11 protein-coding genes and 2 tRNA genes are annotated in these 14,240 nt (G+C 57.4%); 10 read left to right on the plus strand and 3 right to left on the minus strand.

All coding sequences use genetic code 11. The features are described 5' to 3' along the window. The first annotated feature begins 16 nt into the window (after nt 1-16). Nucleotides 17-1,345 carry a YcaO-like family protein gene (locus BN1724_RS12755; protein ID WP_172797128.1) on the plus strand — a complete coding sequence of 443 codons (1,329 nt, stop codon included), beginning with the start codon at nt 17-19 and terminating at the stop codon, nt 1,343-1,345. Nucleotides 1,346-1,379: 34 nt separating this feature from the next. Beyond that, complete coding sequence (locus BN1724_RS11535; protein ID WP_058235483.1) at nt 1,380-1,997, plus strand: hypothetical protein; 618 nt, start codon at nt 1,380-1,382, stop codon at nt 1,995-1,997. 651 nt (nt 1,998-2,648) lie between these two features. On the opposite strand, the gene BN1724_RS11540 is transcribed toward BN1724_RS11535, so the two are convergent. Beyond that, nucleotides 2,649-2,722: transfer RNA gene (locus BN1724_RS11540), tRNA-Gly, on the minus strand. 188 nt (nt 2,723-2,910) lie between these two features. Here BN1724_RS11540 and BN1724_RS11545 point away from each other — a divergent pair. Next, nucleotides 2,911-2,984, plus strand: a tRNA-Pro gene (locus tag BN1724_RS11545). A gap of 134 nt (nt 2,985-3,118) precedes the next feature. Beyond that, nucleotides 3,119-4,690 carry a trigger factor gene (tig, locus tag BN1724_RS11550; protein WP_058235484.1) on the plus strand — a complete coding sequence of 524 codons (1,572 nt, stop codon included), beginning with the start codon at nt 3,119-3,121 and terminating at the stop codon, nt 4,688-4,690. Between the two features lie 320 nt (nt 4,691-5,010). Here tig and BN1724_RS11555 read toward each other — a convergent pair whose 3' ends face one another. Then, nucleotides 5,011-5,841: a C40 family peptidase gene (locus BN1724_RS11555; protein WP_058235485.1), complete on the minus strand. Its 831-nt coding sequence runs from the start codon at nt 5,839-5,841 to the stop codon at nt 5,011-5,013. Nucleotides 5,842-6,605: 764 nt separating this feature from the next. Here BN1724_RS11555 and BN1724_RS11560 point away from each other — a divergent pair. The 6 genes from BN1724_RS11560 (at nt 6,606) to BN1724_RS11585 (ending at nt 12,192) form a co-directional block, all read left to right on the plus strand. Next, entirely contained in the window at nt 6,606-7,214 is a 609-nt protein-coding gene (locus BN1724_RS11560; protein WP_058235998.1) for an ATP-dependent Clp protease proteolytic subunit, read from the plus strand. An 80-nt stretch (nt 7,215-7,294) separates the two neighbouring features. After that, the gene (locus BN1724_RS11565) at nt 7,295-7,957 is read left to right on the plus strand and encodes an ATP-dependent Clp protease proteolytic subunit (protein WP_084253167.1); all 663 of its coding nucleotides are present in this window, start codon (nt 7,295-7,297) and stop codon (nt 7,955-7,957) included. 256 nt (nt 7,958-8,213) lie between these two features. Continuing rightward, nucleotides 8,214-9,512: an ATP-dependent Clp protease ATP-binding subunit ClpX gene (clpX, locus tag BN1724_RS11570; RefSeq protein WP_058235486.1), complete on the plus strand. Its 1,299-nt coding sequence runs from the start codon at nt 8,214-8,216 to the stop codon at nt 9,510-9,512. A 59-nt stretch (nt 9,513-9,571) separates the two neighbouring features. After that, nucleotides 9,572-9,955: a chorismate mutase gene (locus tag BN1724_RS11575; RefSeq protein WP_084253026.1), complete on the plus strand. Its 384-nt coding sequence runs from the start codon at nt 9,572-9,574 to the stop codon at nt 9,953-9,955. Between the two features lie 1,072 nt (nt 9,956-11,027). Beyond that, nucleotides 11,028-11,990 (plus strand): methyltransferase, encoded by a 963-nt coding sequence (locus tag BN1724_RS11580; RefSeq protein WP_058235487.1) that lies wholly within the window; start codon nt 11,028-11,030, stop codon nt 11,988-11,990. Further along, nucleotides 11,974-12,192, plus strand: a complete 219-nt coding sequence (locus tag BN1724_RS11585) for a hypothetical protein (protein ID WP_058235488.1) — start codon at nt 11,974-11,976, stop codon at nt 12,190-12,192. Before BN1724_RS11580 ends, BN1724_RS11585 begins: the two co-directional genes overlap by 17 nt. Nucleotides 12,193-12,420: 228 nt before the next feature. Here the strand turns inward: BN1724_RS11585 and BN1724_RS11590 are convergent, their stop codons facing one another. Then, nucleotides 12,421-14,082 (minus strand): ABC-F family ATP-binding cassette domain-containing protein, encoded by a 1,662-nt coding sequence (locus tag BN1724_RS11590; protein WP_058235489.1) that lies wholly within the window; start codon nt 14,080-14,082, stop codon nt 12,421-12,423. Nucleotides 14,083-14,240: the final 158 nt, after the last annotated feature.

The following is a 14,240-nucleotide window of genomic DNA, read 5'->3' on the forward strand; positions in this document are numbered from 1 at the left end:
CCTAGGTAAGTCTCAGGTGGACTCTGAATCTTCAAGTGTTCTCGGGTTACGTCGGTGTTCTATCGACGAATTAGAAGTTCCACTGGATGTTCTTGTCAACCCAGTGGCGGGTTATCTCGGTAGCTGTCTTAATTGTGAGGTAGGATGGCAGACCGCTGCCCCTGCTACGGGGAATACCTTTAATTGGAATGGGAAAGAAGTCCGGCAGCTCTCATGGTCTGGTCATTCTGGTCGTTTTGGTTGTAGCCAAAAAATGGCTCTACTTGAGGGAATTGAACGGCGTGTGGGAGCCCTGCAAAGCTCAGGTGAAGCGCGAATTGCTAGTGCTAACGAGCTAGAGGGCAAAGTGATTACCCCAGAGGATTTTCCCATGTATCCTGCGAGTTTTTATGGCCGCCGTGGTGCAGCATTTGATCCGAATGAAAAGCATGAATGGGTTCGAGTCACCAGTATAGTATCTGGTGAGCTGGCATGGATCCCCAGGGAGTACATCTATTACGGAGAGAAGACAAGATATCGGTTATGGGCCTTCGCTACCTCCTCTGGGTGTGCAACGGGATCTAGTATCGATGAAGCGAGACTCTTTGGATTGCTCGAACTTATTGAGCGCGATGCTTTTGTTGCCTCTTGGTATGGGAAGATTCAGCCCCAGATTCTCGATATTTCAGATGTGCACGAGCTAAAAGATATTTGTCACCGTGCGCGGTTACTAGGAATTAAATTCGAGGTAGGACTTATCAAAAGCGCACTTCAGATCCCTGTCGTTATCGCAACCGCTACAAAACAATTATCAATGGGGCCAGTTTCTGCGGTAGGTACTGCATGTCATCCGACTCTTTTGGGTGCCATTAATGGCGCGATCAAAGAGGCGTGGACATTTGTTGCGGAACGCGTGCGTGCCGCGCAGAGGAAGATTGAAAGGATTCAAGAACTCGCAATCAACCCGACAGTCGTGAATGACATCGAGGACCACATGCTACTTCTTGCCGGTGCGTCTCAAGAAGAGTACAAAAATTTGTGCGGTACGGGAGACCCGATACGCCCGAAGGACCTTGAAAGGTCGGTATGGGAAATCTATGCGGACCATCCGCCGGAAAAAATGCTTCGGGCCGTCACATCAGCTCTTTTGCGGGAAGGAATTGATGTGTGGTCGCATACGCAGACGTCTGAGATCGAACGTAATATGCGACTTGAGACGGTTATGGTCGTTGCGCCGCGACTCCTTCCTGTTGATTTTGGCTGGGATCTGCAAAGAGCTTTGCAGGCCCCGAGGCTTCGTGAACTGATGGAGGTGCATCATGGGCATGTCATCCAACCAAGGCTCTTACCACACCCATTCTCATAGAGACCCCGTGCCTTTAACCCCTCAGGATGAATCAGTGAATCTATCGGACTCGTTAGAGAGGCGCCATGCTTTGGAGGGCCAGGCAGGCGATTTCGACCTATGGCGGATGCGGCGCGGGGTCAAGAATAATGCAATTTTTTTAATTATTTTCACCTTAATCTATCTTGCCCCCCTCATCATTGCCGACTGTTGGGTGGCGCGAATTAGTGGGATGTGTGCGGCCGTGATGGTCTTCCTGATTGGGGTGTTAATTGTCAGGAAACGCCCTGGCGTGACCCGGCGACTCTCGAAAACGCAAGGGTTGGCAGTTGGGATGACCTCTATCGCGGAGTTTTTTGCCGTGGTGGTGGGATTGTTGGCTGGTTTCACCATGGATAAATGGTGGTGGTTTGGTGTGTTGACCCTCGGCGCAGTTACCGTGCATTTTGTTGCGCTCACTGTGGCGTTTCGTCGCCCGATTGATGGAGCACTGCTTCCGGTAATGGTGATAGCTTCCGCTATCGTTATATTGGCTGAGCCGCACGATCTTTGGAATTATTGGTCGGTTGCGGGAAGCCTTGCTGCGGGCTGCACGGCCACATACGCGTTCGCGATGGTTACATTTCTTCGAAGAATGCCGACTTTAGCTGTCGCTAAACGATCGGAGTTATGAGGGATCGTCCGCAGCTCGTCGAGTATTAATTTGAAATAATCTTTTAGGTTCCCACTTTTCATATATGCCTGAGAAATGTTTTCCCAAGTGCGCATATTTTTCTCGAGTGATCAAGCCTCGCCACTAGTTCATCTCTGGCATGTGCGAAGTCTTGGATTAGGCTGATGGTTGGTAAGGGAGTGGGGGAATTCTCTTCTTTGGGAGTTCAGTATCTGGGTCTCACCCAATATGTGGCGTACGTGGTACAGGAATTACCTTAAAGTTTACTAAAAACTGCATATATCCTATATATTGACACGGTTGTGGCGTTTTGGCTGCCCGGTGACGCGCCGTCATCGAAGTGCTGCTGCCGCTCGGCTAGGTCGAACGAATTATGCTCCACGTCTATGCGTCTAGCTGGCGATAGAATGATACCTATCGACGCATTGATGCCCCTTGGGACGAATGTTCGCATTCTCTGACGTGCGGTAGCTCCAGGTTTTAAGGGTGTAGCCAAGCAAACTTTCAGATCAGGGCGGGGGCGACCACTGACGCCCTAGAAAACCCAAGCTGTATGGCCTCAAGAATCAGGCCCCAAGGTTGACAGATAAATACCCAGTGGACCACAGCGACCTGGCATATTGAGGCTGCCCATCTCATGGGTATCCATCGTGGAGCGGATGACGGGAATCGAACCCGCGTAATCAGTTTGGAAGACTGAGGCTCTACCATTGAGCTACATCCGCATGTCGCATCTGCGAACTCTCACCCGGTTAGGGTGGGATGGTCTCGCGTGAAGCTGACGTGACTATTCAAGCAGATGTGCGGCTGATCGTCATGTCGAGGTTCCATTTCGCGCTGTAGTTCACACCGCATCGGGCCTTCAGGGGCGGCGGTGCGCGGCAGGACCAGCTAAACTTGGACGGGTTGCCCACGGGGTGTAGCTCAGCTTGGTAGAGCATCCGCTTTGGGAGCGGAAGGTCGCAGGTTCAAATCCTGTCACCCCGACTCGCGCGTCACGAGTCGTGTCCCACACGGGGTGGGGCACGATCTGGCGAGGCGTGTGGCCTGCATAGAGGCCGCCGCCACTGCGACCGGGACAATCGAATACACATCACCGACATCGTTTGGGAGACCCTCTAGTGAAGACCGCTGCTGATCAGCTCAACCCGACTCGGGTCAAGCTCACCGTCGAGGTTCCCTTCGACGAGCTGAAGCCGAGTGTCGACAAGGCCGTCAAGGACATCTCCGAAAAGGTTCAGATTCCAGGTTTTCGTAAGGGCAAGGTTCCTGTTCGCATTCTCGAACAGCGCGTCGGTCGTGCCGCCATCATGCAGGAAGCCATCAACGAGGCTCTACCCGGTTTCTACCAGCAGGCTGTCGCCGAGTCAGATATTCGTCCCGCCGGTCGCCCCGAGGTTGAGGTGCAGGAGATTCCGGGTCTGGACGGCAAAGAGGACGGCAATTTCGTCTTCACCGCTGAACTCGATGTTCGCCCCGAGATCACCCTGCCCGAGTTCGCTGGCTACGAGATTGAGATCGAGGAACCGGCTGTCGATGACGACGCCGTGCAGGCACGCCTGACCCAGCTGCAGGAACGTTTCGGCACCCTGGTTGGCGTGGACCGCCCCGCAGAAGACGGCGACTTTGTGTCGCTGGATATGACCGCGAAGATCGGTGACGAAGAAATCGAATCTGTCGAGGGTGTCTCCTACCGCGTCGGCGAAGGAAACATGCTCGAGGGTCTGGACGAGGCTCTGATCGGTCTGTCCGCTGGCGAGTCGACCACCTTCACCTCGAAGCTGGTCGGTGGCGACCATGCGGGTGAAGAGGCCGACGTGACGGTGACGGCGCAGTCGGTGAAGGTCCGCGAGCTGCCCGAGGTAAACGACGAGTTCGCCGAGATGGCCTCCGAGTTTGACACCGTTGACGAGCTGATGGCTGATCTGCGCACGCAGGTTGAAAAGTCGGTCGCCGGTAGCCGAGTCGCTCGTGCCCGCACTGCGCTGCTGGACAAGCTCATTGCTGACCTCGAGATTCCGGTTCCCCAGGGGATCGTCGATGAAGAGGTCAAGAACCACCTGCAGAACGAAGGTAAGTCTGAGGACGACTCGCACGCCGAGGAAATTCGTTCGCAGACCGAGGAGGCGTTGCGCGCTCAGTTCATCCTGGACGTGATCGCTGAGGAGAACGAGGTGAACGTCAGCCAGGAGGATCTCATGAGCCACCTGATGCAGATGTCCGCCCAGTACGGCATGGACCCGAATACCTTCATCCAGGCTGTTGCCCAGTCGGGCCAGATCGAAATGATGGTGCGCGAGGTCGCTCAGTCCAAGGCTCTGGATGTTGCGCTCGGCAAGGTGACCGTCAAGAACGCCGACGGCGAGGTGCTTGACCTCGACCTGCCCAAGGCAGAGGACGCGAAATCCGACAGCGCAGAATCCGAAAACGCGGAATCTGAGGACTTGGAATCGTCGGATCAGTCCGAGGACGCCGAAGCTGCCGAGGAGAAGCCCGTCGAGAAGAAGCCTGCTGCTAAGAAGGCACCGGCGAAGAAGGCGAGCGCCAAGAAGGCTAAGGCATCTGACGAGGATGCGTCGGAAGAAGCAGCCGGGGAGAAAAAGCCCGCTGCTAAGAAAGCTCCGGCCAAGAAAGCGCCGGCAAAGAAGCCTGCGGCCAAGAAGGCGGCTAGCAAGGACGAAACTGAGAAGTAATACCCCGGTGAGCTCACGCGGATAGTGAGCTGACCGTCAGCTTCCGGTGGATTTGTTGCGGAGGCTAGGTGTAAGGGCCGCCCCGGTCTTGCGACTGGGGCGGCCCTTCGCATGAGGTCACAGTAGGTGCGGCTGGTGTGGGATCCGGGAGGCCTGGGTTACCGAGGGACCGCGAACTTTGGCTTACACACAGGCAACAGAAAACCCCGGTCCTGGCGCGAAAACCAGGACCGGGGCCTACAGCTGGGCAGCTGACGCGCTTGCGACGCATCTAAAGCGACGCTGTGTAGCTCACCCTACAAAAGACGCTTCTTTGATGATCAGCGGAAAGTGAGGAACGTCGGGTTACCCCAAATATGGCGCTCAACAACTCGGCCCTGTGACAGGGACGCGTCGATGACTTTGCCATTGCCGAGATAGATCCCGACATGGCCCGGGTAGGCCACAAGGTCACCGGGGCGTGCCTCAGATTGAGAAATCCGTGTGCCGGTGGCGCGCTGCTGGTACGAGGTGCGGGGAACATCAATTCCTGCCTGAGCATAGGCGAATCGCACCAAGCCGGAGCAGTCGAAACCGTTGGGGGTATTGCCGCCGTAGCGATAGGTGGTTCCGATCTGGCTGCGGGCCGCGCGGACAATCGTGTTTGACGAGGTTGAACGCTGGGGCGCCGAATACGACGCCTCGACCGTGTCACCGCCGTTGCCCGCCAGCGATGCCCGAGTCTGAGGGCCGACAATACCGTCCACCCGCAAACCGTTCTCGGATTGGTAGTTGATCACCGCGCGATGTGTACGGGGGCCGAAGATGCCGTCTTCTGCAAGGTTCGCATCGTTATCGTTAAGCGCCTTTTGCAGGTCGCGCACCGAATCGCCGCGGGAACCCCAGAGCATACGAGGACCGGCCGGGGCCACCAGAGGCTTAGCGTTCGCATAGGCGGGGGCGGCTGCTGCGACGGGCGCGGAGGCCGCCACATTCACCTGCGGCGCGGCGGGGACGGACGTGGTCTGCGCCTGGGCGGCAACGCCTGAGCCCGCGGCAATTAAACCGCCGAGAACTGCCGCCCCACCGAAACCTTTAGCGGCTGTGCCAGCAACCCCGCTGACCGGGGTGAGGGCGCGACCTGCGGCGCGGTGCGTATTGTGCTTCGACATGTGACGATGTTTCCTTCCGGTGTCGGCGGCCTGACTGGTCGCCCGGACGGGTCGTACCCGACACGTGGTTGTTCGTTTCTAGTCAGCTGCGCTGGGCCGGACTCGCACTGTTCTTCGGACAAAATGCCCTGGTGAACGACGAGGCCATCAAGCTGGTCTCTGGCGGCTACATGTTTCACCTTAGGGAGCGAGCCATGCCCAGTTGAAGAAATTTGAATCACCCGGTCAGGCGACTTGACCAAACTTTTGGTTTTGGTGGCTGGTGTGTCATATCTAGGGCTTGGATACCTGTGTGGCTTTGCCGAGCCTTGAGGTCCGGTACACGATCCACAATCTGCATAGGATCTATTTCGTAAATAGGTCGAAATGTTGTTTGATGCAAGGTGGAAGCCCCGGCCAAGACCCACGAGGCTGGGCTTGAGGCGACGTAGGGCGCCCAGAGGCTGAATCAAAGAGGTAGTGAGGGGCCAGGTCTGGATCTCGGGGTGCTCGGAAGGCTTGTTGAAGGCTGCGTGAAAGGAGGCCCGAAGAATGGGTGGGAGCAACGCCGCGAACCAAGCGGGAGGCTCAACGTTGGGTAAAACCGGCAAGACACTGCGCCGATGGCGAACAGGGGGCATTCTCATTGCTGAAATGTCGGTGCCACCGCATAGAGTCGTGATCAACGTTGCAGCGGGTCGATCGGCCGACTCGCCCGGACCGCCCCGATCAAGGAGTATGCAGTGACCACACAGCAGCCCTCAGCCGCTCATGGTGATGCGCCCATGGGTCTCGACGACAACGTCTACCAGCGCCTACTGAAAGAGCGCATCGTCTGGCTCGGATCAGAGGTGCGGGACGAAAACGCGAACGCCATCTGCGCCAAGATGCTTCTGCTCGCAGCGGAAGACCCGGATAAGGACATTTACCTCTATATCAATAGCCCTGGCGGCTCGATCACCGCAGGTATGGCCATTTACGACACCATGCAGTACATCAAACCCGACGTCGTCACGGTTGCGATGGGTATGGCTGCTTCGATGGGGCAGTTCCTACTGTCCTCGGGAACTAAGGGCAAGCGATACGCGACCCCGCACACCAGGATTTTGATGCACCAGCCGTTAGGTGGGCTCGGGGGCACCGCCTCGGAGATCAAAATCCAGGCTGATCTGATCTTGTCGATGAAGAAGCAAATGGCTGAGCTGACCGCCGAACAGACCGGCAAGAGCGTCGAGCAGATCATCGCTGACGGGGATCGCGACCACTGGTTTACCGCGACCGAAGCTTTGGAATACGGCTTTATTGACCGCATCGTCAACGCCTCGCAGGATGTCTCCGGTGGTGGCGGGGCCGAAGGATCGGCGGCTGCTGGTCGTAAGCACGGCGAGAACTGACGGACGACGCGAAAAGCGAGGAGAGCAACGTGACTATTGATCCCCGTTCCACCTACGGGTCATTCAGCGGTGCCCAGGGCATGTACGGCCCGGGTGTAGGGATGCCAGCGCAGGCTGCGCCGTCGTCCCGCTACATCCTTCCCCAGTACGAAGAGCGCACGGCCTACGGTTTTAAGCGCCAGGACCCTTACACCAAGCTTTTTGAGGACCGCATTATTTTCCTCGGGGTGCAGGTTGATGACGCCAGCGCTGACGACATCATGGCCCAGCTGCTGGTCTTGGAATCTATGGACCCAGATCGCGACATTACGCTGTACATCAACAGCCCCGGTGGTTCATTTACCGCCTTGACCGCAATCTACGACACCATGCAGTACATCAAGCCTGATGTCACCACGGTCTGCCTAGGGCAAGCCGCTTCCGCTGCTGCGGTGTTGCTTGCTGCGGGAACCCCGGGTAAGCGTCTAGCTCTTCCGAACGCGCGGATCTTGATCCACCAGCCCGCCATGGGCGGCCAGGGCGGCGGCCAAGCCTCCGATATCGAGATCCAGGCCAACGAAATTATGCGGATGCGGGACTGGCTGGAACTCACCTTGGCGCGGCACACTGGCCGGGCAAAAGAAGAGATCAACCGCGATATCGAACGCGACAAGATCCTCACCGCCCAGGCTGCTTTGGATTACGGAATGGTGGATCAGGTCCTGGAGTCGCGCAAAGCGCAGACTCCGCAGATCCGCCGCTAACTATGTGCTGCCGCTGTACCGCGCGAGGTGATCGCCGGTGCAGCGGCAGGCGTCGTATATGACGGCATGCGTCTACTGCCGCGCATCCCACGCACTACGTCCCTACGATTCCAAGAACAGCTGCCGACAATGCCGAGAACACTTGCGGTGGGCATGTCGTGAGCGGGTATCAGCCAGCTTGGTGCGATAGGTTGGCGGTCTAAGACGTGGCCGCAGTGACGGCTGGGCACGTCGACGAGATGAAGGGATCTTGCGCATGACACGGGCAGGGGACAGCGCTGACGTGTTCAAGTGCTCGTTTTGCGGCAAATCGCAAAAACAGGTCGAGAAGTTGATCTCTGGCCCGATGGTGTACATCTGTGATGAGTGCATCGAGCTGTGCAATGAAATTCTCGAAGAAGAGATGCAAGCTCAGGCTCCGGCGCAGGAGCCGCTGGCTGAACTGCCTCGCCCACGCGAAATCTACGACTTCCTCGAGCAGTACATCGTCGCTCAGGAGAGCGCTAAAAAGGCGCTCGCCGTCGCCGTGTACAACCATTACAAACGGGTGCGTGCGGCCACGAAACCGACCGGGCCGGTCAGCGAGAAGCAGCAAGCTGAGCGTGGCGAAGATGTCGATGTTGCTAAGTCCAATGTGCTGATCGTCGGCCCGACGGGGTGTGGTAAAACCTATCTCGCCCAGACCCTGGCCCGAATGCTAGATGTGCCGTTCGCGATGGCCGATGCTACCGCGCTGACCGAAGCTGGCTATGTCGGTGAAGACGTCGAGAATATTCTGCTTAAGCTTCTGCAAGCTGCCGATTACGACGTGAAAAAAGCCGAACAAGGCATTATTTACATCGACGAAGTCGACAAAATAGGTAGGAAGAGCGAAAACCCGTCCATTACCCGCGATGTGTCAGGCGAAGGGGTTCAGCAGGCGCTTTTGAAGATCCTTGAAGGGACGGTTGCTGCGGTGCCGCCGCAGGGCGGGCGCAAACATCCGCATCAAGAGTTCATCCAAATCGACACCACCAACGTCCTGTTCATTGTCGCCGGTGCCTTTGCGGGAATTGAAGACATTATTTCCGCGCGCACCGGGAAAACTGGTATCGGGTTCGGCGCCCAATTGCAGTCTCCCGTGGATGAGCAGGAAATATATGATCAGCTCGTGCCGGAAGACCTCCTGAAGTTCGGGTTGATCCCAGAATTTATTGGACGCCTCCCGGTCATCACCAGCGTCACCAATCTGGATCGGCCAGCGTTAGTGCGCATCCTGACCGAGCCGCGCAACGCGCTCACCAAGCAGTACCGCAAAATGTTTGAGCTAGATGGGGTCGAGCTCGATTTCGACCAGGCCGCGTTGCGGGCGATTGCTGATCGAGCCATTGAACGCGGGACGGGTGCTCGCGGACTGCGCGCTATTTTGGAAGAGACGCTCCAGCCTGTCATGTTTGAGGTACCATCCCGAGACGACGTCGCGAAGGTGATCATTACCGAAGGCGTGGTCACCGATGGGCGGGCGCCACTGATGCTGACTCAAAAGGATGTTGAGCGTCACGACAAAACCGCGTGAGCACGCCGCCGGCGTCTCATAGCTAGGTCATGGGATCCGTCGGATCAGAGGATAAACACATGAACGCTCACAGCGAGGCCACCTCTCAACGGCCGACATCTACGCATGAAACTATCCAGCCGCGTGCCGATACTCATGAGGCAGCACTGGCGGAACTGTGGGAGCTGCGCGCGAGCATCGACAATATTGATTCGGCGCTCGTCAATATTCTGGCGGAACGGTTCAAATGCACGCAGCGGGTCGGCAGACTCAAAGCGAAACATGGGATGCCGCCCGCTGATCCGGCTCGGGAAGAACAGCAAGTGGCAAGGCTCAGGGCCTTAGCGGAAGAATCAGGTCTTGACCCTGTGTTCGCCGAGCATTTCCTAAAGTTCATCGTCACCGAAGTGATTCGGCACCACGAAGCAATTCGTGACGACAGGGACAGAGCGCAGGACGGGTGACCGCGCGTAGAGCAGGTGATGAGGCGCCTTGACCGCGCCGCAGTCTCGCGTCTTTAGTACATCTGTAGTTATTTTAAAAACACTAAGACGATTATCGCTAGTATCCCCTCATGCGGAGGTGTCTGTTGATACGTGACATAGCTTTTGGTTGGGACTACACCGACTGGCCAATATTTAGGTCAACTGTCCCCGGAAAAGATGATCCGGATGTACGCCAGCTCGTCTCTAGAGAGCTGGAACATGAGCTGCTTTCCTGGGGAAAAGATATGGGGAAAGCGTACAGCGATGAAACCGGAAGGGTTTTGCCACCTCGTAGCGTTGCAAATTCGTTAGACGCTCGATTTGACGACCTGGCAATGCGCCTTAGGTCGGAAGGCATCCACGTAATACAAGAAGATAAATGGTGGCGAAGGCCGGATACTGACCCTGTATAAACTGTATTTCCTGAAGTTCATCGTCACCGAGGTGACTCGGTGCCACGACGCTATCCGTCAGGACAGGTGATGAGGCGCGATGACTGCACCATAGTCTCGCGTATGTGGTATTTATGTGTCATATGGGTAGCTCGGGGTTATTTGTTTTTGAGGCGCCACAATTTGACCAATAAAGACGCGACCGCAGGAGAAGCAATCATGGCAAACACTGCGATGCCCCAGAGAACAGTCGCCATGTGAGCCAGCGCAGCATACGCCTTGTGCTCCACGCGTACGTCATATTGAGCTGCGAATTGACCTTCGTCGGCGGCCGCGTGATGACGACTAGTGGATGACGATAACTAGTACGTGTCAAGGACTAACGGGTGACGATAACTAGCGCGTGATCGCAACTAGCGTGTGTCAAGAACTAACGGGTCACGTAATCTAGCCAGGCCAATGTCCCTACCGTGGCATAGTCCGTTCTGGAGGGCGGTGTGTTCGCGCTGCACTCAGCGCGTTTCCTCGATTCATCCACGCGATATGGTGATATGCTCGCCGCTGGCGCTGGGCTATGTCGCCGTTGGCGTCGGGATATGTAGCGTAGATATGGCTCCTATAGCCGCGAGAGATTTGGCGAACAGTATTAGGGTGTGGACATGGAGCTGATTGCGCGTACAGTGCGCGGGCTCGAATGGGTATCCGCCGCCGAGATCGAAAAATACCTCCCAGGTGCCCGCCGTATCTGGATGGACAACCGCGACGTGAAATTCGAGTATGACGGCTCGCCATCAGATCTGCTTCACTTACGGAGTGTCGATGACATCTTCATGGTGGTCTCCACGATCCAGAATATTGGAGCCACCAAGGATGCCGTAGCCGGATTCGCCCAGCAGGTCCGTCAACTCAACTGGGGCAAAGCACTGCGCCAGGTCAAGAACGTGCGGCCGGTTCCCGATGACTTCTTTTTTGACGTGGTCGCCAGCATCGAGGGTGAACACCGATACAGCCGATTCGACATTGAAAACGCTGTCGGTGAACTGCTTCAACCTCTACTAGGCGGAACGCATCTAGCGCGAACAGCTGAGAACACCTCCCTTTCTGAGCGCCCCCACCTCACTGTGCGCCTATTCATCAAACACGGAACAGCGAAGGTGGCGATGCGGCTGAGCGCTGCCCCGCTGCATCGACGCCCCTATAAACTCAACACCGGCCCCGGGAGCTTGCACCCACCGGCGGCGGCCGCCCTCGCCATGATCTCAGGTCTCACCGCGGACACCCGTGTGATCGACCCATTCTGTGGTGACGGCACCATCGCCATTGAGGCGAGTCTCCAGCACCCCGGAATATCGTGTCGAGCAAGTGACCTTGACCCGGCGCGGGTAGAGAACACCCGACACAACGCGGAACGCGCCGGGGTCCGGATCAAGGTTGAAGTGCGCGACGCATCCCGCATCCGGTGGGACCGGCTGGATGTCGGGTCGGTGATCGTCACGAATCCGCCGTGGAACAACGCTGCCCGTGCTCGCGGCGGGGTCTCTGACTCACTGGACGTCGTCTGGCGGTCCGCGCGCCCGGCACTCCGATCGGGGGGGGGGGAGCCGATTGTGCGTCCTTGCTGATGCGAAGCTCGACGTTCCATCCCGGATGGAGCGACTCGGCTACCGATGCGGATTTACCACTCGCATCCGTCTTGCCGGTCGGGTGACCTCAATTATTCTCGCTGGGGTACAGGGCGCCGAGCGGCCCGAACTTCCGCGCGACCTGGACATTTGGTATCGACGAGCCATCAGCGCAGGTGTTATCGGTCCCGACGGGCTTTGACATGGGGGGCTTTGACTACGGGTCGGCACAGATAGGCCGGTACGGATAGACCGACACAGATGGGTCGACACAGATAGGTCGGCACAGATAGACCGGTGCGGTCCTTGGCCTATCCGTACCGGTCTGTCGGAGCGTCGCCCCTGAGGCCGACGGCACCAACAACAGCCACGCACGCCGGTACCAACAACCGCAGGAACACTTACACCCGCCACGAGCACAATGCCAGCCTCACCACGCCGGTTCCGACAGTTCCGTGACACTGCCGTCCTCACCGATCTCGAGGTAGCGGTCGAACGATCGGGCGAACCACCTGTCATGGGTCACCGCGATGATGCTTCCTTGGAAACGCTCCAACCCTTCTTCCAGGGCCTCGCAGGATTGGATATCCAGATTGTCGGTCGGCTCGTCAAGCAGCAACATGGTTGCACCGGCCAATTCCAGGAGTAGGACTTGGAATCGAGCTTGCTGACCACCCGATAGGGACTCGAAATGCTGCTCCGCGGCAGACACCAGACTGTATCGGTTCAGAGCAGAGGACGCTTGACCACGATCCAACCCGGTACGGTGACGATCACCCCGATGCAAAATATCCAGCAGCGTGCGCCCCATGAGCTCCGGATGCGCATGGGTTTGAACAAAGAGACCGGGCCGAACCCGGGCACCGAGCTTCGCAACGCCAGAATGCTGAACCGGTTCTAACACGAAATCGCCGACGGGCTCGTGCTGCGGTTCCGGGTCAGATCCTCCGGCGGCGATCAGCCGCAGAAAGTGGCTCTTACCGGTGCCGTTGCGCCCGAGCAGGGCGACCCTTTCGCCATACCACACTTCGACATCGAACGGCTTAGTTAGACCGGTCAGGGTGAGCTTTTTACACACCAGCGCACGTTTGGCCGTGCGTCCACCGGTCAGTCTCATTGCAACCCGCTGCTGTTTGGGCTGTTCCGTCGGCGGTCCAGCGTCCTCAAACTTGCGGAGCCTGGTCACGGCGGCTTGGTACCGGCTAGCCATCCCCGCGTTGTAGGCCGCTTTCTGCTTGTACATGAGCATCTGCGCCCGCAGTTTCTCATGCTCCTCGTCCCACCGTTTGCGCTGTTCTAGCAGGCGTGAAAAACGTTCCGTGCGGGCTTGATGAAATGTGGCAAAACCGCCGGGGTGGGTCCATGACAGATTGCCGCTGGACCCGAGTTCCACACTGACGATCTTATTGGCAGTGTTCGTGAGCAGTTCGCGATCGTGAGAAATAAAAAGAACCGTTTTCTCACTGGCTTTGATTTGGTTCTCTAGCCATATCTTTCCCGGAACATCCAAAAAGTTGTCCGGCTCATCGAGTAAAAGAACGGGTTCGGGGCAGGTGAAAAGATATTCCAAGACCAGCCGCTTCTGCTCACCGCCCGACAGTGTGCTGAGCAGGCGATGCTTCGTTCTGTCGTAGCCCAATGACAGGGCAGCGGTTGAACACTTATCCCACAACACCTCCAGCTCATAGCCGCCTGCATCTGAGAAGTCGCTGAGCAAGGCCGCATACTTTATTTGCAGCGCGTCGGACTCGCCGTTCTCCATCAGTTCGAGTTCGCAGGCGTCGATGGCGTGAGAAAGGCGCTGGATTCTGGCCGGTGCGAGTGAGAGGAAGAGATCGGTCACTGTTGCATCCGGTTGCAGGTGAGTGCCAACCATCTGCCGCATAAACAGCACGTTTCCCGACCGGGTAATTGTTCCCTGGTTCGGTGAGAGATCGCCCGCCACGAGCCTTAGCAGGGTTGTTTTACCGGAGCCGTTCGCGCCAACCAGAGCTACCTTGTCTCCGCTACCCACCCGGAAGGAGACATCGCGAAGAAGGACCCTGCCGTCGGGTAGCGTGAAATACACGCCTGATACGTCAATGTGTCCCATGCGAAATGCGCTCCAAGATCGTGAGATGACGGTGTTCTAGCAACACAGCTGTCGCCTTCGACCACACTCAACCATTTTTCGCATGCAAAACCCACTGATTTTTTGGTGGGCTGGGAGCGACACTGATCCGTGATGTCGGCGCGCACCAGGCAGTGCCG

Origin of the sequence: Devriesea agamarum, assembly GCF_900070355.1 — a bacterium.
GTDB classification, from domain to species: domain Bacteria; phylum Actinomycetota; class Actinomycetes; order Actinomycetales; family Dermabacteraceae; genus Devriesea; species Devriesea agamarum.